Origin of the sequence: Fulvitalea axinellae (assembly GCF_036492835.1) — a bacterium.
Taxonomy (GTDB): domain Bacteria; phylum Bacteroidota; class Bacteroidia; order Cytophagales; family Cyclobacteriaceae; genus Fulvitalea; species Fulvitalea axinellae.
In genome coordinates, this window is the sequence record NZ_AP025314.1 from 731,781 (window position 1) to 753,834 (window position 22,054).

18 protein-coding genes are annotated in these 22,054 nt (G+C 47.2%); 8 read left to right on the forward strand and 10 right to left on the reverse strand.

Going from position 1 to position 22,054, the window contains the following annotated elements:
• Positions 1-29 precede the first annotated feature (29 nt).
• Positions 30-716, reverse strand: coding sequence for a nitroreductase family protein (locus AABK39_RS03050; RefSeq protein WP_338393445.1), 687 nt, complete (start codon positions 714-716; stop codon positions 30-32).
• Positions 717-951: 235 nt separating this feature from the next.
• On the opposite strand from AABK39_RS03050, the gene AABK39_RS03055 reads away from it, so the two are divergent.
• Positions 952-1,584, forward strand: a complete 633-nt coding sequence (locus AABK39_RS03055; RefSeq protein ID WP_338393446.1) for an acetyltransferase — start codon at positions 952-954, stop codon at positions 1,582-1,584.
• A 101-nt stretch (positions 1,585-1,685) separates the two neighbouring features.
• Here the strand turns inward: AABK39_RS03055 and AABK39_RS03060 are convergent, their stop codons facing one another.
• The 4 genes from AABK39_RS03060 to rfbC all read right to left on the reverse strand — a co-directional run bounded on the left by AABK39_RS03060 (position 1,686) and on the right by rfbC (position 5,549).
• A complete protein-coding gene (locus AABK39_RS03060; protein WP_338393447.1) occupies positions 1,686-2,465 on the reverse strand; it encodes a phosphosulfolactate synthase in 780 nt (259 codons plus the stop codon).
• Positions 2,462-3,865: a tetratricopeptide repeat protein gene (locus tag AABK39_RS03065; protein WP_338393448.1), complete on the reverse strand. Its 1,404-nt coding sequence runs from the start codon at positions 3,863-3,865 to the stop codon at positions 2,462-2,464. Before AABK39_RS03065 ends, AABK39_RS03060 begins: the two co-directional genes overlap by 4 nt.
• A 65-nt stretch (positions 3,866-3,930) precedes the next feature.
• Positions 3,931-4,938, reverse strand: a complete 1,008-nt coding sequence (locus AABK39_RS03070; RefSeq protein ID WP_338393449.1) for an NAD-dependent epimerase/dehydratase family protein — start codon at positions 4,936-4,938, stop codon at positions 3,931-3,933.
• Between the two features lie 53 nt (positions 4,939-4,991).
• A complete protein-coding gene (gene rfbC, locus AABK39_RS03075; protein ID WP_338393450.1) occupies positions 4,992-5,549 on the reverse strand; it encodes a dTDP-4-dehydrorhamnose 3,5-epimerase in 558 nt (185 codons plus the stop codon).
• Between the two features lie 941 nt (positions 5,550-6,490).
• On the opposite strand from rfbC, the gene AABK39_RS03080 reads away from it, so the two are divergent.
• Entirely contained in the window at positions 6,491-9,103 is a 2,613-nt protein-coding gene (locus tag AABK39_RS03080; RefSeq protein ID WP_338393451.1) for a TonB-dependent receptor, read from the forward strand.
• Between the two features lie 34 nt (positions 9,104-9,137).
• The gene (locus AABK39_RS03085) at positions 9,138-10,445 is read left to right on the forward strand and encodes a hypothetical protein (protein WP_338393452.1); all 1,308 of its coding nucleotides are present in this window, start codon (positions 9,138-9,140) and stop codon (positions 10,443-10,445) included.
• A gap of 70 nt (positions 10,446-10,515) precedes the next feature.
• Here AABK39_RS03085 and AABK39_RS03090 read toward each other — a convergent pair whose 3' ends face one another.
• Complete coding sequence (locus AABK39_RS03090) at positions 10,516-10,896, reverse strand: ArsR/SmtB family transcription factor (RefSeq protein WP_338393453.1); 381 nt, start codon at positions 10,894-10,896, stop codon at positions 10,516-10,518.
• 230 nt (positions 10,897-11,126) lie between these two features.
• Here AABK39_RS03090 and AABK39_RS03095 point away from each other — a divergent pair, with 230 nt between their 5' ends.
• Positions 11,127-11,765 (forward strand): carboxypeptidase-like regulatory domain-containing protein, encoded by a 639-nt coding sequence (locus AABK39_RS03095; RefSeq protein WP_338393454.1) that lies wholly within the window; start codon positions 11,127-11,129, stop codon positions 11,763-11,765.
• A 177-nt stretch (positions 11,766-11,942) separates the two neighbouring features.
• Positions 11,943-14,249 carry a WG repeat-containing protein gene (locus AABK39_RS03100; protein WP_338393455.1) on the forward strand — a complete coding sequence of 769 codons (2,307 nt, stop codon included), beginning with the start codon at positions 11,943-11,945 and terminating at the stop codon, positions 14,247-14,249.
• A 100-nt stretch (positions 14,250-14,349) separates the two neighbouring features.
• On the opposite strand, the gene AABK39_RS03105 is transcribed toward AABK39_RS03100, so the two are convergent.
• Both AABK39_RS03105 and AABK39_RS03110 read right to left on the reverse strand, forming a co-directional pair.
• A complete protein-coding gene (locus AABK39_RS03105) occupies positions 14,350-15,504 on the reverse strand; it encodes a glycoside hydrolase family 43 protein (RefSeq protein WP_338393456.1) in 1,155 nt (384 codons plus the stop codon).
• A 278-nt stretch (positions 15,505-15,782) separates the two neighbouring features.
• Complete coding sequence (locus AABK39_RS03110) at positions 15,783-16,361, reverse strand: hypothetical protein (protein WP_338393457.1); 579 nt, start codon at positions 16,359-16,361, stop codon at positions 15,783-15,785.
• A 144-nt stretch (positions 16,362-16,505) separates the two neighbouring features.
• On the opposite strand from AABK39_RS03110, the gene AABK39_RS03115 reads away from it, so the two are divergent.
• Positions 16,506-17,072 carry a 2'-5' RNA ligase family protein gene (locus AABK39_RS03115; RefSeq protein ID WP_338393458.1) on the forward strand — a complete coding sequence of 189 codons (567 nt, stop codon included), beginning with the start codon at positions 16,506-16,508 and terminating at the stop codon, positions 17,070-17,072.
• On the opposite strand, the gene AABK39_RS03120 is transcribed toward AABK39_RS03115, so the two are convergent.
• Positions 17,062-17,535, reverse strand: a complete 474-nt coding sequence (locus AABK39_RS03120) for a DUF6702 family protein (protein ID WP_338393459.1) — start codon at positions 17,533-17,535, stop codon at positions 17,062-17,064. The two genes, AABK39_RS03115 and AABK39_RS03120, sit on opposite strands and share 11 nt — an antisense overlap.
• A gap of 128 nt (positions 17,536-17,663) precedes the next feature.
• Here AABK39_RS03120 and AABK39_RS03125 point away from each other — a divergent pair, with 128 nt between their 5' ends.
• Both AABK39_RS03125 and AABK39_RS03130 read left to right on the forward strand, forming a co-directional pair.
• Positions 17,664-18,269, forward strand: a complete 606-nt coding sequence (locus AABK39_RS03125; protein ID WP_338393460.1) for a HupE/UreJ family protein — start codon at positions 17,664-17,666, stop codon at positions 18,267-18,269.
• A gap of 135 nt (positions 18,270-18,404) precedes the next feature.
• Entirely contained in the window at positions 18,405-20,723 is a 2,319-nt protein-coding gene (locus AABK39_RS03130; RefSeq protein WP_338393461.1) for a M1 family metallopeptidase, read from the forward strand.
• Positions 20,724-20,810: 87 nt separating this feature from the next.
• On the opposite strand, the gene AABK39_RS03135 is transcribed toward AABK39_RS03130, so the two are convergent.
• A complete protein-coding gene (locus AABK39_RS03135; protein WP_338393462.1) occupies positions 20,811-22,040 on the reverse strand; it encodes a GlmU family protein in 1,230 nt (409 codons plus the stop codon).
• Positions 22,041-22,054: the final 14 nt, after the last annotated feature.

Below are 22,054 nucleotides of genomic sequence, written 5' to 3' on the forward strand. Positions count from 1 at the left end.
GGGTTGGCCTAAAATCGATTTCGGATCTTTTATTCGTAATAAACGGCTACATCTTCCAAAGGCTTGCGCTCCAAGTCCGGAACCTGACAATCGTCTGCGGGATAGCCTACCGGAATCAGCAAAAACGGACGTTCGTTTTCGGGCCTTTCCAAGGCTTTCGCCAAAAAGTTCATTGGCGATGGCGTATGCGTGAGCGATACGAGTCCGGCTTCGTGAATGGCCGCTAGCAGAAAACCGCTGGCCAATCCCACCGATTCATTTACATAATAATTTTGGCGTTTTTCGCCGTTCTCGCCCAAGTCATAAGGCTTTTTCATTACGATTATCAACCATGGGGCGATATCGAGAAATTCTTTGACCCAGTCCGTGCCCAACGGCTTCAGGTCGTCGAGCCATTCGTCGCTCATGCGCCCGTGGTAGCTTTTGTATTCCTCCTCTTCCGCCATTTTCCGGATGCGAGACTTGAGTTCGGCGTTCGAAACCACGCAAAAAGTCCAAGGCTGTTTGTGCGCTCCCGACGGTGCGGTAGAAGCGGTACGAATTATGTTGTCGATAACCTTTTTCGGAACGGGCTTGTCGGAAAAGTCCCTGACACTCCGGCGCTTGTCCATCAAGCCGTAGAACTCTTTGGACCTTTCAAGAGTATCACTTTCCGTGAAATTAAGACCTTTGTACGTTATAAATTTTTTTTCCGTATCGATAGTGTTCTGACTCATGGTAATTGTAATATTTTTAGAGCGATTTCAAGTTTTGCTCTTTTTTTTATTTTTTGAAATTTTGATTTTTTCGCCATTGACGAAATATTATTCCGAATATATGGTTCGGGTAACTATCTAATTTAAGTAAATTCAGTTGCAATACCATATAAGGGAAGCGGTTGGCGGATTTGCCTCCCGGTAAATGCCCAAAAAACGTATCTTTGCCCCTTATAACGGAAGACAAAGACGAAACATGAAAAATCCAGTCATAATATTCGGGTCTACAGGCATAGCCAGGGCCGCTTTGGAAATTTTCAACAGCAATTCCATTGTGGTTTACGGTTTTCTGGATGACGATAAAGAAACACACGGAAACCTGATCGACGATATCTCGGTGTTGAGCTCTACGGATGATCACGGTTACCTGAAATTGATCGGTAAAAAGTGCGAAGCCTTCGTAGCGACGGACGACAACGAGTTGCGTCGCGAGATTGTGGACATGCTCAAGGACAAACGTAAAGTGATGCCTACCAACGCCGTGCATAATTCGGCTGTGGTGTCTCCTTCGGCGCATTTAGGCTATGGCAATTTCATTAACGCAAACGCTACGGTAGGCGCCGGCGCGAAGGTGCCGAATCACTGTATCCTGAATTCGGGAGCGATTGTGGAGTACGGAGCCAAGCTTGAGGATTTTGTGCAGGTTGGTGCCGGAAGTATTGTCGGAGCGAATGCCGAAATCGCTGAGAGCGCGTTTATCGGTGCCGGTGTGACGATTGTGGCTGGCGTGAAAGTGGGAGCTGGCGCTCGTATTGGAGCCGGTTCGGTTGTGGTAGCGGATGTTCCGGAAGGGGCCACGATGTTCGGGAACCCCGCCAAGCCGATGTAAAAGTCGGAGTCGAGTTTTGACATCGACAATTTGAAATAGACAAAACGAAAAGGGTCCGACACCGTATGGTTTCGGACCCTTTTTAGTCTTATGGTTTTCGCTTATTTGAAAGCGATAGTTTCTGCTTTGATAAATTCCATAAACGTGTCACCACGTAATCCGAGACGGATAGTTTCCAAAGGAATCACTTCGTTTGGAGCGATGTTGCCCAAGTTTACGTTGGCGCCCAAGAGTTTTACGAAGAACACCTGCTGTGCTTTCTGGGGAGCCTCCCAGATGATTTTTTCGAACGGAATCTTAGTGAGGATTTCCTCTACCAATCCCGAACGAACTTCGCCACTGGAGCGGAACAAGCCAACATTTCCGGCTTCGCGCGCTTCGCCGATCACTTTCCATGATCCAGCGTCGAGTTCGGCCTGCATCTGAGCGATCCACTTGTATGGAGGAATAATTTTTTCGGCGTCTTTCGAACCAACTTCGGACAGGACCGTGTAGCTGTCCGCCAGTTTATGGATGTAGTCGCATTTTTTTTCGTGGTCCAGCTCAATGGATCCGTCCGATACTTCTACATACTCCATTCCGTACTTGTCGAGCACTCGGCGGTAGTCGTCGAATTGGTTGCGGATAGCGAAGGCTTCGAATAGCGTTCCGCCGAAGTAAGTCGGAATCCCGGCTTCTTTATAAAGAGCGATTTTTTCCTTCAGGTTAGGCGTGACGCAAGAGGTGCCGAATCCAAACTTCACTATATCAACGTATTCGCCGGACACGCTCAGGAAATCTTCCACTTCCCGGAGGCTGAGCCCTTTGTCCATCACCATGGTTGATCCCGATTGGCGGGGCTTCTGGGTTCTCTCCGGCAAATCCTTCAGAGTATAATTCATTTATTTCGGTATTTGTCTATGATACGCATCATCTCGTCGTCTTTTTCCAATTCTGGAAAGAAGACGATAAGGTCTTTATGCTTTTCGAAATCGTTAGTTAGGGCCTTTTCTAAGTTTTCTACAGCTTGGCTACGTTTGCCTCCAAGAAAATTGTAGGCGGCCAGGCGGTAATGGCATTGCGCAGCGTCGGGAAATTCCTCCAAAGCGGCGGTCATAATCTCAACAGCCTTATCGGATTGTTGAGTCCATTGGTACATATCGGACCATTCTGTCCAGATATTGATCTCGGCGGGGTTTAGCACAACAGCTTCCTCGTAAGCCTCCAAAGCGTCCGTGATGTTTCCGCAATGGAAACGGGCTTGTCCCAAAGTCCGCCAGAAGTGGTCGTTGTCGGGCTCAAGCTGTGTAGCTTTTTTGAGAAACGGAATCGCATCGGTGAATTTAAGTTGTTCCACCAAGTAGTTTCCGAGAAAAAACCAGGCTTCGGCGAAATTCTCGTTTTCCTGAATGGCGTTCTGGAAATTGAGAATTGTGTTATTGTCGTCGCCTTTGATCTGGTAAGTCAGGGCCATTTGCAGATAAACTTCGGAAGAAGGGCCTTCGAGCTTTACCACTTCCGAGAAAATTTCCAGCGCCTTGTCCGGTTTTCCGGATTCGGCGTAGGTCTTGCCCATATTGAACATGGCCGAGGAAAATGTCGGGTCTATCAGCGTGGCGTAATCGTAGGCCCAGATTGCCTTTTCCCTTTTCCCTTGTTTATTGAAAAGGATTCCCAAGTTATACCAAGCGTGTTGCGAGTAAGGTTCCTCATCGATGAACCGCATGTAATACTTTACGCTTTCGTCGATTTTGTCGGTTACGTCGTAGCAATACGCTAACTCGAACAGGGCGTTTGAGTGGTAAGGGTTCGATTCCAATGTTTGCTTAAAGCAACCGATCGCTTCTTCCACACGGTCCAACGCCATTTTGGCCAAGCCGATACGGTAAAGAGTCTCTTCCCGTTCGTGGCCCATAAGCAGTACGTGTTCGAGTATTTCGAGGCTGGATTCGCAATCTCCCAAGCCGAATAGCGAATGCGCTTTTTCGGAAAGGGCGTCGAGATCCGAGGCTTGCAAGGGCAAAACCCTTTCCTCAAGAATGGTTAGGGCTTCCTCGAATTGTTCCTGATAATTGAGTATCCTGGCTTTGGCGACGAAGGTCTCCATGGAAAAGGGATGCATCTCTTCGGCCAGCGCGCAAGCTTTAAGGGCCAAGTTGTACTTACCCTTGTCAACGTAATGCTCTATGATTTCCTCAAAGGCTTCCCAGTCGAGGAAAAGGTTTGTTTCCCCTTTCAGGTGCCTTTCGAAATTTTGGATCAGAGCTTTCTTTTGTTCTCCGCTATCGAATTCTTTCCTCATGAAAACCCTATTCTTAGTTCTTTCTAACGGGTGTTATAGAACAAGGTAGCAAAAAAAAGTGAGATTCATCTTTGGGCCGGGGATTTTTTGGAAACGGTCTCGGAGCCCCTCTGGAGGGACTCGCATATCCAAGACAGGGACTCGTCTAAACCTCTGAAGCGCACGCCTAAGGCGTTAGAAACTTTGGACGAGTCGTAAAGTGGGCACTTGCCTATGTTTTTTATGGAACCGATGGCGTATGGAGCCGTTTTTCCCCTTAACACGGCGGCGATATTGGCCAACATGGCGCCAGTGCCCATCAGGCCCGATCCGAGTTCGATATTCTTAGGCTTCTGTAGTCCTGAGAATTTGACAAAAAGCTGTCGAAGTTCCGAAAAGCTCGTTTTTCCTGCGCTCAAGACGAAACGTTCTCCGGAAATATCCGATTCGACGAGTTGGCTTACGATTTCGGCTACGTCGCGGACATCCACATAGTTCATATCCCCCTTCGGGTAAATCGATTTTTTGGCAAGCATCCGGTTGTTGAGCTCAGCGCTGCTCCGGTCTCCGTGTTCGTTAGTCAACACAACCGATGGGTTCACCACGGCGACACTGAGGCCTTCGGCTTCGGCTCTCCAGACTTCCTGTTCGGCCAACCGCTTGCTGTGGGCGTAAGCCGAGGCGTTGTCTTCTTCCCATTTTGCCTTTTCATCCACGGTTCCGCTTTTCTTTCCGCTTCCCAAAGCGGCTATGGAACTAAGGTGGACGAGTTTCTTGATTCCGGCGTCTAGGCATGCGTTAACCAAATTTGCCGTGCCCTCGACGTTGGTTTTGAACAAATTGTCACGGTCGCTCCTGAGAAAAGACACGAAGCCGGCGGAGTGAATGACCTTTTCAGCGCCATTCAGAAGGTTTTCCAAATCCGATGGGTCGAATAGGGAAGCCTCTTGCCAAGAGACCAATTCGCCATAGTCGGGTAAACCTTCCTGCGAACGTCCGGGCCTCAGCATACAGCGCACACGGTGGCCGCGATTGACCAAGTTTCTCAGAATATGTTTACCGATTACGCCGGTGGCTCCGGTCAAGACAATCATAAGCGTAGATTTGGGCACGTTGTGCCGGTTGTTTTTTGTGGTTTCCGGGCTGGTTAGGCTCGGCTGTTTTGGGTGTTGTTGGCCACCCATTGGGCGAAGGTGGGCAGAACGGCGTCTTTTTCCGAGATCACGGGATTTTCTATTCTCCAGTCTATGCACAGGTCTTGGTCATTCCAAAGAATTCCCCCTTCCGACTCCTTATTATAATATGCGGTACATTTATATAAGAACACGGCGTCCTCGAGTGTAGCGAAACCGTGGGCCATTCCAGGCGGTACGTAAAGCATATTGTGCGATTTACTGTCGAGCACCACGCTTCTGTGCTGTCCGAAAGTTGGAGATTCGGGCCGTAGATCGACGGCCACGTCCAGCACTTTGCCTTCGGTTACCCTCACAAGTTTTCCTTGGGCGTGTTCCCCTTGTTGGAAATGCAGTCCCCTGACCACTCCTTTGCGTGAAAACGATTGGTTGTCCTGAACGAAATGTTCCGAAATACCGGCCGATTTTAACGCGTCCTCCCTGAACGACTCGAAAAAGCATCCTCTCTCGTCGCCGAAAACCTTGGGCTTTATTTCCACCAGCCCTTTGATTCCCGTTTTTATGATTTCCATGAATATGAGTTGTTAGTCCTCACGGCCAGTCCGCATGGCGGACGAAGCAAGGCCGTAAAGTTAGGCTTTATATAGATTATTGCAATACGAATGCGGTTTAGGCATTTGCTCTACGGTTTCTTTCTTTCAATATGTGTGCGAAACAGATCTCGAAGTCTCGACATGGAGCGATTTTCATAAAGGGAATCCGTTTTTTGTCGAATAAATCAGTGGTATATGGTTAGGGAATACTGGCGGGAATCTCGAAAGATGTGTTTGGGGTAATTTTGAAAACACAGATTCCTGAATTTGGGATAAACTGAGGGCGGTTGGAAGGGAGACAGATGTAAGGGATGCCGAAAAAATCAGTTTTTGTTGGGGTGGGCCTCTTTTTTGATTTTTAATCCTCGCTGGAAGTTAAAAACGTTTTTTTTAGTTTTGATGCTTAAAAAAACACCCTTATGAGAGTTTTTGTCCTGTAGTGTGAGTTCTGGTTGCGTGTTTTTTGATCCTGCTTTTCGATGAAATGACTAAAAATCGGAAAAAGGTCTGGAGAATTTTCTCAGACATAAGTTTGGTGAGTTTGATTTTATGCTTGGTCCATTTGTGTAAAGGATTTTGATATATGGAGAATACGGGTTTAAATCAATTTTACTTAACGTACAGGTAAAATATGATTAACGATAATTGTTGCGCAGTATATTCCCATCTCCGGTATTTATATTCTGTCTTTTCTCTAAATACATCATTAATCTTCTGTTAAGGCAATTTTTAAATTCAATTCTTATTTTATTTATATAATAACATGCAATGAAAACATGTTATCTTAATGTTAAGCAATCAATAACCTTCTTATAAATTATTTAACTTATGTACGATGCTACGCTCCAAGTAGTTCCAATAGTTTTGTGGCTGAAGAGGGATTATTAAAACAATTTAAGGTAAACAATTCCGATTACGCTATGAGAAAGTTTTTACTCAGCATTTTCATGCTGTTTGCTATCACCGCTGGCGCATGGGCCCAGACAGTGATCAAAGGGCATGTTGTTGACGCCGAAACCCAAGAGGACGTTCTTGGCGCCAACGTGTTCCTGAAAGGCACCAGCGAAGGAGCCATCACGGACTTGAACGGTAAGTTCTCCTTCAAAACCTCTAAGTCGGGAAGCGCCATTTTGGTGATCTCGTTCATTGGTTTCGAAGATTTCGAAAAGAGCATCCAACTGAATGGCGGTACGCTCGATTTGGGAGCCCTGAACCTTACTGGTGCGGATCAGATGCTTAACGAGGTGGAGGTTATCGCCGACATCGCCGTTGACAGAAAAACTCCGGTAGCCATCTCCAACATCAAGCCTGAGGCTATTGAGGAGAAATTGGGAACGCAGGAATTTCCCGAGGTGCTGAAATCTACCCCTGGCGTTTACGCAACTAAGCAAGGTGGTGGATACGGCGACGCCCGTGTTAACATCCGTGGTTTTGACTCGGACAATGTTGGTGTACTTATCAACGGTGTGCCGATCAACGACATGGAGTCGGGACAGGTGTACTGGTCTAACTGGGCAGGACTTTCGGACGTAACTCGCAGTATGCAGGTGCAACGCGGACTCGGAGCCTCTAAATTGGCAATCTCGTCTATTGGCGGTACCATCAACATCATCACGAAAAGCTCTGACATGCGCAAAGGCGGAAGCTTCGGTGCTTGGATCGGAAACGACGGTTACTCAAAGCAAGCTTTGACGCTTTCTACCGGAATGATGGACAATGGTTACTCAGTAACTTTCTCTGGCTCGAAGACAACCGGTGACGGATATGTTGACGGAACGGCTTTTGACGCGTGGTCATACTTCTTGGCGGTGTCAAAGACTTTCAACGACAACCACGAACTTGTTTTCACGGTTTTCGGAGCTCCTCAAGAGCACGGTCAGCGTAGCACCCGCAAAGGCATCGAGTATTTCGAGGCTAACGGCATCAAAGAAAACTTCGACTGGGGATACAAAGCCGGACAAGAGTTCAACGTAAGAAAGAACTATTACCACAAGCCTCAGGCTACCCTTAACCACTACTGGACGATTTCCGATAAAACGGACTTGGCCACCTCTGTTTACGCTTCTAGAGGTACAGGCGGAGGTTCTGGTTGGTACGGAACTCAAAAAGACGGTAATGATTACCGTAGAAGTGGTCTGATCGATTTCGATAAGATTGTGGACGAAAACGTTGCGGCTGGAAAGAACGGGTCGGAGACGATCATCCGTAACTCTGTTAACAACCACACTTGGTTCGGCGCATTGTCTAGCTTGACGCACGAAGCTAACGACGTTTGGACGTTCAACGGTGGACTTGACGCTCGTTACTACATTGGACAGCACTACCGTGAAGTTAGAGACTTGCTCGGAGGCGATTTTTACGTAGACGACAAGGAGTTCAACACAATGAAGAACACTGTCGCTCGTGAAGGAGATAAGGTTAACTACCATAACGATGGCCACGTTGGCTGGCTCGGAACATTTTTCCAGGCGGAATATTCGAAAAACAATCTTTCCGCTTTCGCTTCGGCTACCCTTTCGGGAACTTGGTACAAGCGTGTTGACTATTTCAACTATTTCTCTGACGGTCTGATCAGCGAGCTGAACAGCAACCCTGAGAAAAAACAGACCTATATCGATGCTTTGGGACAGCCGGATTTCGATCAAGGCATGAAAGGACAAGAAAGCGATTGGGTTGACTTTTTGGGATACGGCATCAAAGGTGGCGCCAACTACAACATCAACGATTCGCATAACGTGTTTGCCAATGTCGGTTACTTCTCTCGCGCTCCGTTTTTCCGTTCGGTATTCCTGAACTACAAGAACGACGTGAACGAGGACGCTGAAAATGAGAAGGTGTTTAGCCTTGAGCTGGGGTACGGATTCCGTAGCGAGTACTTCTCTGCCAATATTAACGCTTACCGTACGCTTTGGAAGGACAAGTCTGTTGTTAAGACCTCGGGTGCTGGCGAGCAGCAAGTTGTCGCTAACCTCACGGGTGTAAACGCCTTGCACCAAGGTATTGAGGTTGATTTCTTGGCAAAGCCGGCAAGAGGCCTCGAAATCAGAGGTATGGCTTCTTTCGGCGATTGGACTTGGCAAGACGACCTGACGGAGGTTGGTTTGTTTGACCAGGACCAAAACCTTGTAGATGTCGTGAATATCTATATCGCCGACCTCAAAGTTGGTGACGCCGCGCAAACTACCTTGGCACTCGGAGCTGACTACGAGATTTTTGAAGGCTTCAAAGTAGGTATGGACTACAACTACTATGACAACCTTTACGCTAAGTTTGACCCGGCTGACCGTGGGTCGGAAGCTGAAAAAGGTGTTCAGGCTTGGGAGCTTCCTGAATATGGATTGTTCGACGCCAACGTAAGGTACAAATTCAAGCTCGGACAGTTTGATGCTACGCTTTACGGAAAGCTTAACAACATCTTTGACGAAGAGTACGTGTCGGACGCCGAGGATGGAACTGGCCACGACTGGCAGTCGGCTAACGTATACTACGGATTCGGAAGAACGTGGTCAATGGGCCTCAAAGTAAAATTCTAATCGGGGATAAGCTTCGCTTTAAACACAAGGATCAATGAAAATGAAAAGATATATCTTGTCCGCAGCGGTAGTCAGCATGCTTGGCTTCGCCGCTTGCGATTCCACCGAGGATATGTACGATGAAATCGACAAGGACAAAAAAGCCCAAAACGATTTCATCAAAGGTAACTTGCCGAAGTCTGTTCTTCCTGAAGGCAACATGTACACGATGGTTGAGGCAGATTACACGGCCATTGGTGACGATATAGCCAAGTATAAGAACTTCTCCAAGTACAATCCTGCGAAGAACTTTCTTCCTGATTTCTTGGGTAAGAAATTCGTGACTCCTGACGCAGGTGACGAGCCGACATTGAAAATCACGTTTAAGTTCTACACTTCTTCAGTGTACAACGACGAGTTTTCGATGAAGGATTATAAGCTTGTGTCTGAAGACTATGACGCTTTTGGCACAGGAGATAATGACCCGGGAAAGTTTAACAACTTCTCTTCTAAGAACGACAACAAGCCTGAAGAGTATGTTGCCGCCACTTTGAGAACCCGTTACCCTAGCGCTGTAGAAGGAAATACCAAATTGGTTGAGTACGTTTACAGAGGAAGTACTGAAAAGTATGAGGTTTTCAGCTTTGATGGGACTGTTTGGACCAAATCAGAGCAGGACGCCGGTTTTAACATCGATGATGCCTATTCGCTTTCAAACGATGACTACACTTCTATGGGTACGGAAGATGATCAGCCAGGCAAATACAAGAATTTCTCTTACTCAACCAAGACTGAAGATTTTCTGCCGGATTTCCTCAAGGCGAAGTACACTGAAGCGAAAGCTGGAGCTAAGCAAACCATCAAGTTCAAGTACTACGGTAATAACGTAGAGGCGAACCACTTCACCTTCGACGGAGCTAAGTGGATGCTCTCAGAGAACGTTACGGTGGCTTATGACTGGTCTCACGCTGACAAAGGAACTTGGGAAGTTACAAGCAAAATCCCGTCTACGACGGAAAATGTAACGGAAGAGTACACTTACAAGCAAAAGAAGAAAATGTGGGCTACGGACCCTGCCAAGAAAATCACTTTGGTTAACAATGACTATAAAGTGACTGACGACGGCACCTACTACAACTTCTACGTAAAAGGCAAGACTGAAGAGGAAGCCACTACAATTGTGCTGGAAAAGGTTGAGAAAATCTTGGAAGCCAATTACAGCCCTCAGCAAGACGTTATCTATGCGGTTACTTACGATTACTATGACGGCGCTCGCAAGACGGGAACGATTCGTGTGATCAAAGACAAGGACACTGGAAAGTGGCGCCTGTCAACTGAAGCAGATGACGAAAGATTAGCGTAAGAAACATTTTCAATATAAAAAAACGCTTCCTTTTTTGAGGAAGCGTTTTTTTATGCCCAAACTCTCCGTTCTACCGATACCTTGCATGATCTACCTTAAACAAGGCCAGTTCCCGGTTCGAATATAGCGTTTTGAACGTTTGCCGGTCTTTTGTCAGGGTAATGTCTTTTTCCATAAACTCCAGCATCCGCCCGATGATGTCCATCACCTCGTCTTTGATGTAATAGAAAACCCACTGGTCGGCTTTTTCGCTGGTAACTATACCCGAGTTTTTCAGGTAGGTCATATGCCTTGAGGTTTTGGCCTGTGTAAAGTCCAAAATCAACTCTAGGTCGCTGACGCACATCCTGCCGTTTTCGAAAAGCAGTACTAGGATTCTAATCCGGGCGTCGTCGGAAAGGGCCTTGAAAATCTGTCGCCCTACCGGAAGACTGAAATTCTTAAGTCGCATAAGCGCTTTTTTCTTGTTATTTTCAACGAAAATAGGAAAATTGTCGTTCTCCTTAAGGGTGCTTCCGTAGCTTTGCGGAAATTGAAGTCCCCAAAACAACGGCGATAGCCATCCAAACCGTAAAATAAGCCCGCAGGGCTAATGTCTTTGGAGGATCCAAAACAGGAATTTCGGACTGAGAAGGCGATCATTGTCCACAATGTAGCTGTCTAAATTTATATACGTTCCCGATGAACAGATTTTTTCTAACCCTTTCGTTGATTTTGGTCACATTCGCTTTCGCTTCGGCGCAAAACACTAAAGAGGATGGGCCGAAAATCCTGCAGTTTTCAGGGCAAGTTGTGGACGGTGAGACCATGGAGCCTCTTTCCGGTGTCCATATTTTCGTTCCGAAATCGGGAAGGGGAACTACAACCAATATTTACGGTTACTTCACTATGCCAGTGGCGGCGGGCGATAGCTTGGTGGCCAGTACCGTGGGGTATATCAGGAAGCATTACGAAATTCCTGAAAACTATGACAAGAACATCACCTTCGTGATGAACATGGAATATGATACGCTCTACTTACCCGAACTGGAAATCAAACCTTATCCGACTGAGGAGGACTTCAAGCAGGCGGTTTTAACTATGGAAATGCCTGACCCGAACCGTTACAACCAGAATATTATGGGTAACGTGGACCGTAAAGTTATTCGCCAAGCGGCTTACGCCTTGGGCAACGATGGGGCCAGCGGATATTCTGAATACCAGAACCAGTATTTCCAAAACCTCAACCGCGGGAGCATGGCTCCTTCCAGCAATTTCCTGAACCCTTTCGCTTGGTCTAGGTTCTTCAGGGATATGAAGAAAGACAAAAAGAAGAAGTAGGCCTGGCAGTCCAAATCTCAAGGCAAGTTCAGCGTAAAAGCCCCCTCAAAGGACTTTTCTTATAGAATTTGCGTAATCTCACCGTGTACTTTTGCTACGATTTTTTGTGGGGTTTCAGAAGAATTGACTAGTTTGTAACGAATGGGCCGAGGCTACTTTCGGCCCTTTGATACAGATATGAAACTCATGACTTTTTCGGATAAAGATACCTTCGTTTCAGGCAAATCAAAGGTGTTGCGCCACAACTCTCTCAAAGACTGCAAAGCTGTCTCGTTATTGGCAATGGTGTTTTCTATGCTTTCGTTTTTGGCTTGTGGCGCCAATGCGGGAGATTATAAAGTCTTTGAAGACCATGGAAAAAAAGGTATTTCCAATGCGTCTGGCAAAGTTCTGATTCCTGCTGAATACGAGGACTTAGGTTGGGCCGACGACAAAGTTCCGGCCGTGTGGGAGGGAGTGGTAGCGTATAGAAAAGACGGGAAATGGGGATTGGTAAACCTAAGGAACAAACGTCTTACTTCAGCGAAATACGAGCGTTTTTTACCTTTTCGCAACGGGATTTTGGTGGCTGAACGCAAAAGCCCGAATGGTCTTAACCTGCAGGGTTTGGTTAGTGTGAAAGGCGAAGAGATTTCAGCCTTTGAGTACCTGGATTTGGAAGCCTCGGGTAATTTGCTTCTGGGGCGCAGACAGGTAGGTTTGGAGTATCTCCACGGTGCTTTCGATACTAAAGGAACAGTGAAAGTGTCTTTTCTCTATCGTGGAATCAGGGATTTGGATCGCCGATATTTGGCGGTTAAGAACAGTGAAGGAAAAGAAGCGATTTTTGGTCGTGACGGAAAAAGGGTTTCCGATTTTTTTGCGGATAGCCTCGGAGTATTTTTTGGAAAAAAAGCGGTATTTACCCAAAACGGGATGGCTGGCGTAGTAACTGACGAAGGCCAAATAGCTTTACAGCCCAAATACAAAGAGATCGACTTAGCCGACAGCTTGTTTCTCCCTTTTCCGGAATGGGAGATTAAAACGCCGGAGAAGTCAGTCTTGGGTTCATGCTTGATGGACAGTCTTTCGCCGGCGGGGGAAGGCTTTTACCTTGGTGTGAGGGGCAACAGAATGTTTTTGTTATCGGACAAGGCCGACGAAATTGGCGGGGCCGTAGCTTCTGAGCTTGGAAATGTGGCCTATGGAGCTTTGGTGTACCGCGACAGCGCTTTTTTCGGTTTGATGGATAGTGACGGAAACAAAATGACCGAAGCCAAATATCATCAGATTATCCGTCAGGGAGGGTTTATGCTTGCCAAGCGTTACGGCTCTCGACGTTATGTTATTGATATTCTTAATTCAAAAGGAAAAGCTGTAGGCCCGAAAGGCTTTAGTGATTTCAGAGTGCTGAACCGTGATTATATCGCGGTCAAACGCGGGCGTTTTTGGGGTGTGTACGGGCAAGACGGCCTTGAGAAGATCAGTTGCAAGTACGACTCCGTTTACCACAAGCGTAAGGGGCTCTTCAAAGTCGGCTATTGGGGCAAGCAAGGTTATCTTGACAATCAAGAGAAATGGGTGCTTTCTCCGCGTGAAGGCGATGTGGAATACGATACTGTCGCCGGAAATTATGAGATACTTTATGAAGGGGAATTCCGGTTATTGACACCGGCCGGCAAAGAACTTTTCAGTTCCGAAGACAAAGTGGAGGCTCATCCGTTAGGCTATTTGGTTACAGACAAAAAAGGAAGACAAGGCCTTGTGAATCGGAAGGGGCAGTGGATTGTATGGCAGGAGTATGAGAAAATCAGAACCCTGAGAGCCGGTTCCGCATTTGCGCTCCGTAAAGCTGGTAAGGAACGTTTGCTTTTGGCCGATGATTATAAAATGCCGCTAAGCAGACGCTTGAACGTGACGGACTTGAAGCCGTATTCAGGAGATTGGGTAGGGGTGAAAGTCGGAGACAAATATGGTTTTTATGACGAGCAAGGGCGTATGCGTATATCGTATCGCTACGAGGATGTGGGTTCGTGCGTAAACCAGCGTTGCGCTGTTCGTTTGATGGGCAAATGGGGATTTGTCGATGAAAACGAAAAGCTTGTCGTGCAACCTTGGTTTGATCAAGCGTGGGATTTTACTTATGGAACAGCTAAGGTCAGAAAGGAAAATACATTTGGTATTGTGGATAAAGACGGCGATTATGTGATCCCGGTGGAATACGACGAAGTCCAAAAGGTAATGGGCGGCGGAATTGTCCGTAAAGGAAAGAAATACGGATTCTTCAACGCCAAGGGACAGCACGTACTTTCCACTAGGTTTGATTTTGCCGAACCGATAGGTGAACGCTGGATTAAGGTGGGTAAAGATGGAGAGTACGGCGTAATCGATCACCGTGGCTTATGGCTCTTCCCGATGATGTACGAAGAAGTCCGTTTCGACGCTAACGCCAAGGTTTTTATGCTGAAGAAACACCCGGAAGCCGTTGAGGCTCCAAAAATATGAATCGTTCGAAAATAGGTTTTTCGATAAAATAGAGAACGGCGGGCATTCGCATTGATTTGAAATCATGTGAATGCCCGTCGTTATTTTTGTGCGAACCCTTTTACTTTTTATCAAAGAAATTTAGATCCCAAGAGTCTGCCCATTTCAATACGGGTTGTTCTCCTTCGAACGTCAACGGCAACCAAATATATCGGCCGTCAATAGCGTTTTCCGGTGTCCATCTGTCTCCCAAATAGACAAACGCATCTTCCTTGCCGTTTACCGGCAACACATAAGTGCTTTGCGATTTGAAAGTCAAGTCGGAACCTTCTCCCACGCATGGGTTTTTGAGTTCCCGCCATGGCCCCAATATGTTATCCGCTACCGCCGACCGAGCCGCATTTGGTCTCCATCCAGTACATCCTGAAGCTATCAGATAGTACTTTCCTTTTCTTTTGAATAGAGCCGGGGCCTCCATAAATCTTCCTGGAAATTCCCTGACATAGGCGCCTTCGTAATCCAAGAAGTCATCGGTGAGAAGAGAAATGTGGAGCGTACTGTTTTCTTCCGAAGAATAAATGTGATAACCTTTTCCGTCATCATCCACGAAGAGGTTCATATCGCGGGCCATTTGTCCCACTTCAAAATCTCTGGCCAATAGGTTTAGGCTGTCTGGATGTTCGGGCACTTCGCCTCCCGTAAATTTCATGGAAGCGACTCTTTCTGGCACACCGCCGGTTTTCATTTTTTCGCTGACGTTGTTTGGCCATTGGCCTTTGTTTGGCCTTACGCTTTTTACGAATGTGTACGGCCCCGTAACCTTGTCGCTAGTGGCTACGCCGCTTCTGGCTGTGGCGTAGCCTTGTCCCGGCCATTCGAGGTGAAACCACATTACGAATTTCTTTGTCTTGGCGTTATAAATCACCTTCGGGCGTTCGAGGATACAGCCTTTGGCTATGTCATGGTCGGGATCGCCGGTTACTACGGGCAAAGCAATACCCTCATCTTTCCAATCATAGAGGTTTTTGGAAGAGTAACAATGCACGCCCACCTGCGCCAAGTTGCCCGCTTCGCCTTCGATTTTATGTTCTCCAAACCAATAATAAGAACCTTCGTGAAAAAGGATTCCACCGCCGTGGGCGTTGATGTGTTTTCCGTTATTGTCAGGCCAAAGTTGGCCCGGCTTAAAACTTTTCGGCTCCTTGGGTTCGCTACACGACAAGAGTATGGCTGTGGGCAGAGCGAAAAGCAACGCTAATTTTAAAATAGTGCGCATAAAAGTACAGTTAAAGAAAATGACAAACATGGTCAAAAAACATCCTGAGTATCGATTCCCTACATTCGTGTATGAACCTTAAAAAAACAGGAAGTAGAGACCATCTTTTATATAAGTAGACAAAAAAACGGTGTTAACCCTAATGCCCAAGTAGTCATAAATTCTGAAAAAACTTAAAAATCGCCATAGATAACTAAAAAAACGGTCTCGGAAGATTACGATTTTTCTGTATATCGCTTTTGCCAAGACCGTTTTTGAAGGTGTATAACCTGAGTTGCTTAGTCCGTGAAGTAGACTTTGCCTAAATCCACGACCTTCATATTCCTGAATTTGAATACGCCGGTATCTCTCGGATGTTTTATGCTTACCATTGTCATCTGGCCCCAACTGCTGTCACCTTCTATAAAGATGTCGGCTTTCAAGTCCACGAGGAAATTGTCCCGTTCCTGATATTTCTCCGAAAGATATGTTTGCATTGCCTGTTTTATGGTCTCCCCGTCGCTTACCAAATAGGCGATTCTTGGTTGAAAATTATGGTTAGGCCTAGTGCGGTCTTCGTCGGTGACTGGCGGTAGAAGCATCAAGCTTCTGTCCACTCTTCTCAGAAACAGCATCCATTCGTTTTGCCAACCGTTTCCCCGGTCTACTTTGTATTTGGCCAAAGCGCCACCCGTAAACGGCACGGCGACCGTATTGGTTTCTATATCAACCGTAGCGTCGGCCAGGTACTTGATGTCCTTGTTCTGCCCGATAGAGATCGCAACATCGTCCCTCTCCGCTTTCTTCTTTCCACTGTTGCAGGATGCCAATACACCTATCGCGAACATTCCCGCCAAAACCAAAACCCGGATTCTCATATCTCTTCGTCTTATCCTTAGCACATGACCCGTTGTCGCCGATTTGCCGCCGACACGTACTTAGAACTACATTGTCCTTACGTTGTTTGACACGCATCCGTATCGAGGCTTGTCCCGGAAGCGTGAGGAACTTAAATTCGGTCAATGACTGAAAAACGAAAAGACGACAATGCGCTTTATTTTGTGGCGCTGATCCCGGGGACACCGGTTAGGGAGGAAGTTTGGGCGTTGAAAGAAGAAATCGCGGAACGTTACCAATCCAAAGGGGCGTTGCGATCGCCCGCTCATATTACGCTTCATATGCCTTTTAAATGGAGGGAGAAAAAATTGGAAACATTAACGAAAACCTTGGGTGATGTGGCGGGGCGTACCCGGAATTTTTCTATTCAACTCACCGGTTTTGACTTTTTCGAGCCAAGAGTGATTTTTGTCAATGTAGAAAAAAACGAAGCTTTAAACGAGCTACAATACGATGTAGCCAAGGCCATGCGGACTAACCTTAATTTATTGAATGCGGACTATAAACAGCGAGGTTTTCATCCGCACATGACTATTGGTTTTCGGGATCTGAAAAAGGCGAAATTTCACGAGGCCAAGCCCGCATACCAAGGCCGGGAATATGAACGAGTTTTTGAGGCTGACAAGCTGTGTTTGCTCAAGCATAATGGCGAGCGTTGGGAGGAGTTTGCCGAATTCCCGTTCAGAAAGTGAATTGGCCGGAGGCTTGGTCCTTATCTAGTTTTAGGCTCTTGCGTTGGCCCTCGTAGGTGTAGTGGACAATGTTTTGCTGGTCTGAGAAGAGTTCCATAAGTACTTTGTTCGTCACTTCCAGGTCTTTTGGTTTTCTTACTTTCTGGCTTTGCATATAAATCCACAGGGCGTCGCCTTCCACTTCTGCGCCTACATACTCCAAGTCCAGCATTTTGCTTTTAGCTTTTAGCGAAAGGTGAGCTGAGATATACCTGCCTATATTTTCGCCCTCGCTTTCAAAGTTGTTAAGTAAATCAGGCTTTTTCTCCCGGTTTTTGGATATAGCGTCTTCTAGATCGTCGATAAATACCCGAGTGGAGATCTCGATACGTCCGCTTTCCCGGTTCCATGACAAGTCTGTGACGGAAACATGAAATGCGTGAGAGAATATCAAAAAAATGCAATGTGTCAGTGCTAAGGCCATGGCTAGGATGAAAGTGTAATTTTGTGTATATTTTCAGAAAATAGCTACTGGACCTTACATGTGGGCATTAATGCTTGGTCCTTCCCAAAGGTGGAATGTTTTTTCTTACTCGCAAATAAAACGGAACAATGTCGGAATTCGAAATTTTCTTTAAACTGGGCATTGAGCATATTCTTGATTTAAATGGATATGACCATCTACTTTTTATCGTCGCTTTGTGTACTGTGTACGCCTTGAAAGATTGGAAAAAAATGTTTGCCTTGGCAACGGCTTTTACGCTGGGGCACTCGATTACTTTGGCTTTGGCCACTTTCGAGCTTGTGAGCTTCCCGTCTGATATCATCGAATTCTTGATTCCCGTTACCATTATCATCACCGCGGTGGTGAATCTCTTTAGAAAAGAGTCCAGTCCTGGGCCGTATCCGTACTCAAGAGCAAATAACGGAATCGGTGTTTCTTACTTCTTCGCTACTTTTTTCGGTTTGGTCCACGGGTTGGGATTTTCGAACTATCTGCGAAGCATGTTGGGGAAATCGTCGAGCATAACTTCTGAGCTTATAGCCTTTAACTTAGGTATCGAAGTTGCGCAACTTGTGATTGTTCTCGTATTTCTGCTCGTTTCTTACATCCTGGTTTCTTTGGGTGGAATTAAGCGTAGGGAATGGAATGTTGGCGTCTCTTCAGGTGTAATAGCGCTGGCCGTTTCCTTGGCCGTAGCCGCAAAATTCTGGTAACTCATCCCGGATTCCGACCATTTGACAAGATAATACCGGTTAGCCGCATCTTTTTACTTGTGAAAGACTTCCGTCTTTCGCATATTTCAAGAACGCACAATAATCAAGTATTTAGTCAAACAGCAAGGACGAAAGATGAAAAATCACTTACTGACGCTGATGGCCGTTTTGATGGCCGTCATCTGCCAGGCTCAGGAGGTGGACCGGCAGTTCGAACAGCTGGGCACAACCCTCCCCACACCAAACGCATACCGTACGGGCTCCGGTGCTCCGGGCCACGCCTATTGGCAACAGAAAGCCGATTACCTGATCAAAGTTGAGCTTGACGACGACAAGCAAAGGATCAAAGGATCGGAAACCATTACTTACACCAACCATTCGCCGGATAGGCTCGATTACCTCTGGCTCCAACTCGATGAGAACATCAAGCGCCCCGGCGCCGATAGCGAGTTGACTTCGACTTCCCGCATCAGGGAGAAAATGTCGGCTAGAGGATTGGAAAGAATCATCGGAAAAACCAGCGAGCACGGCCTGAATATCGCGTCCGTACGCAATGCCCAAGGCAAAGATTTGCCTTTTGTCATCAACAAGACGATGATGCGGATCGACCTTCCGAAGGCGCTTAAGCCGGGCGACAAGGTTACCTTCTCGGTTGATTGGTCGTACAACATCATCGACAGGATCAAGCACGGATACCGTGGCGGTTATGAGTATTTTCCGAAAGACGGAAACTACCTTTACACCATTTCGCAGTGGTTCCCGCGCATGTGCGTTTACGACGACCTGGAAGGATGGCAAAACAAGCAGTTCCTCGGAACCGGCGAATTCGCGCTGACTTTTGGCGATTACGAAGTGCATATCAACGTTCCGGCCGACCATATCGTAGCGTCTACCGGCGAGCTTCAGAACGCGTCGGAAGTTTTGACACCGAAACAGCTTGAGCTTTTCGAAAAATCGAAAACCGCCACCGAGCCTGTGATTATCGTTAGCCAAGCCGAAGCGACCAAGAAAGAGAAAAAGCGTTCAAAAGAGCGTAAGACGTGGATCTACAAAGCCGAAAACGTGCGCGATTTCGCTTTCGGTAGCTCACGTAAATACATCTGGGACGCAATGGGAGTGGATATCGAAGGCAAGAAGGTTATGGCCATGTCTTACTATCCGAAAGAGGCCAACCCGCTTTACGAGCGTTACTCTACCAAAACGGTGGCCCACACATTGCGCACTTACTCGAAATTCACTATTCCTTACCCATATCCAGTAGCGATTTCGGTAGAGGCCAGCAGTGGCATGGAATACCCGATGATCTGCTTCAACTACGGAAGGCCTGAGAGTGACGGAACATACTCGGAGTCGTTGAAATACGGAATGATTTCGGTAATCATCCACGAAGTTGGCCACAACTTTTTCCCGATGATCATCAACTCTGACGAGCGCCAGTGGGCTTGGATGGACGAAGGACTGAATACTTTCGTACAATATCTTTCGGAGCAGGAGTGGCAGAGGGATTATCCTTCGCGTCGCGGGCCCGCTTACAAGATCGTGCCTTACATGAAGAGTAACAAGGAGGACATGTGCCCGATCATGACCGCCGCCGATAACGTGAAGCAATACGGAAACAACGCCTACGGCAAACCGGCCATCGGCATGAACATCCTTCGCGAAACCGTAATGGGTCGCGAGCTGTTTGATTTCGCCTTCAAAGAATACTCGCGCCGTTGGGCTTTTAAACACCCGAAACCGCAGGATTTCTTCCGTACGATGGAAGACGCCTCGGGTATGGATTTGGATTGGTTTTGGAACGGTTGGTTCTACAGCGTAAAGCATGTCGATCTTTCTGTAGAGAATGTGGAGTGGTTCCGTATGGACAGCCGTACGCCGGACGAGAAAGTAGCCGAGCGTAGAGAAGCTTACGAAAAAGACGTAAACAACTTGTCGGCTCGCCGTAACGATGAGCTTGGTGTTCCTACGGCCACAGGACAAGACCGTAGCCTGAACGATTTTTACAACACGGACTACAAGCGTTTCGCCATTAAGTCTTCTGACAGATCCAGGCATAAGTCATTCGTGAGAAGCTTGAGTGCCAAGGAAAAGGAGCTTTACGAAAACGGGTTGAACTATTACGAAATCACCTTCAAGAATAACAATGACGGAATGGTGATGCCGATTATCCTGAAGTTTGAATACAAAGATGGAAGCGACGAAATCGTTCGTATTCCGGCTGAAATCTGGCGTAGGAACAACCGTCAGGTGACCAAGGTGTTCGCTCGTGAGAAAGAGGTGGCTTCCGTGGTACTCGATCCGTTCAGGGAAACCGCCGACATCGACGAGAACAATAACTATTTCCCGCGTCGCAACTTGCCTTCGCGTTTCGAGCTGTATAAGCGCAGAGGAGGCAAAAGACCTAACCCTATGCAGAGCCAAGGTAAAAAATCGAAAAAGTCGGCTTCTCGCTAAGCCGTAATTTAGTTTCGTGAATTCGGGACAAGCAAAAAAGGTCGCTCATTTTTGGGCGACCTTTTTTAATGTTCAACCAAATGCTTTTTAGCCTTTGGCGAAATAGTTGGCCAAGTGGTTGTCCCAAACTCGGAACTTCGAAGTCTCTTGGAAAACGTGTTTCAGCATTTCGGCCATCGCTGGGGTCAATTCCTTGTTCCGGCGAGCCATGACCATTCGGGCCACTTCCAGCATCTTGTCCAGCTTGTAGGTCGAATATCCGCCGTGTCCGCCCCATGAGAAAGAGGGGACGAAATTTCGGGGAAACCCCGCTCCGAAAATGTTGGCGCTAACGCCCACTACGGTTCCGGTGTTGAACATGGTGTTGATCCCCGCCTTGGCGTGATCGCCCATCACCAATCCACAAAACTGCAGGCCTGAGTCCACGAAAGTCTCTTTTCCGTAGTTCCACATTTTTACGTTGGCGTAATTGTTCTTCAGGTTAGAGTTGTTGGTGTCGGCGCCGAGGTTACACCACTCGCCGAGTACCGAATTTCCCAAAAATCCGTCATGCGCCTTGCTGGAGTAACCGAAGATTACGCAGTTGCTGACTTCTCCGCCCACTTTGCTGTAAGGTCCCAGTGTAGTGTCGGCCCGCATTTTCGATCCCATATGCACTTTCGCGTCTTCGCACATGGCGAAAGGCCCGCGGATTATGGTTCCCTCTTCCACTTCGGCCCGCTTTCCGATATAGACGGGGCCATCTTCGGCGTTGATTATCGCGGATCGGATCTTGGCTCCTTCTTCTACAAAGAGGTTTTCTTCTCCGTACACAATCGTATGCGGATCATTAACGCCTTGACTTTTACGTCCGGCGGTAACCACGGCGAAATCGGCGTTAATTTGTTCCCTGTTGTGGGTGAAGATATCCCAAGGCGTGCGAATCAGTCGGTACGGATCCGTGTAAGGAACCTTTGTCGCTGTTTCGGGAAGATGTTTCCCGTCAAAGCTACCGACTTGTTGGTTTTCTGTGCGAAAAGCCAACACGGTTTTTCCATCCACAAGCGCTTCTCCGCTTTTTAGTCCAAGAGTCGCTTCCAGAATTTTCTCGTCTGGACACAAGGCTCCATTCACCAGCAGATTGTCTTCCGACAGGGTTAGGGGAAACAGGGCGCTAAGATGCCTTTCCGTAAGGAATGAGGTATCCGCTCCTGTTCGTTTCGACCATTTCTCACCGATCGTCAAGATACCGCAACGCATTCCGGCCACAGGACGGGTATACGTCATCGGCATCAACGACCGGCGCAGATCCGGATCGTCAAAAAGGATGATGTTCATTTTAGTTAAGGTAT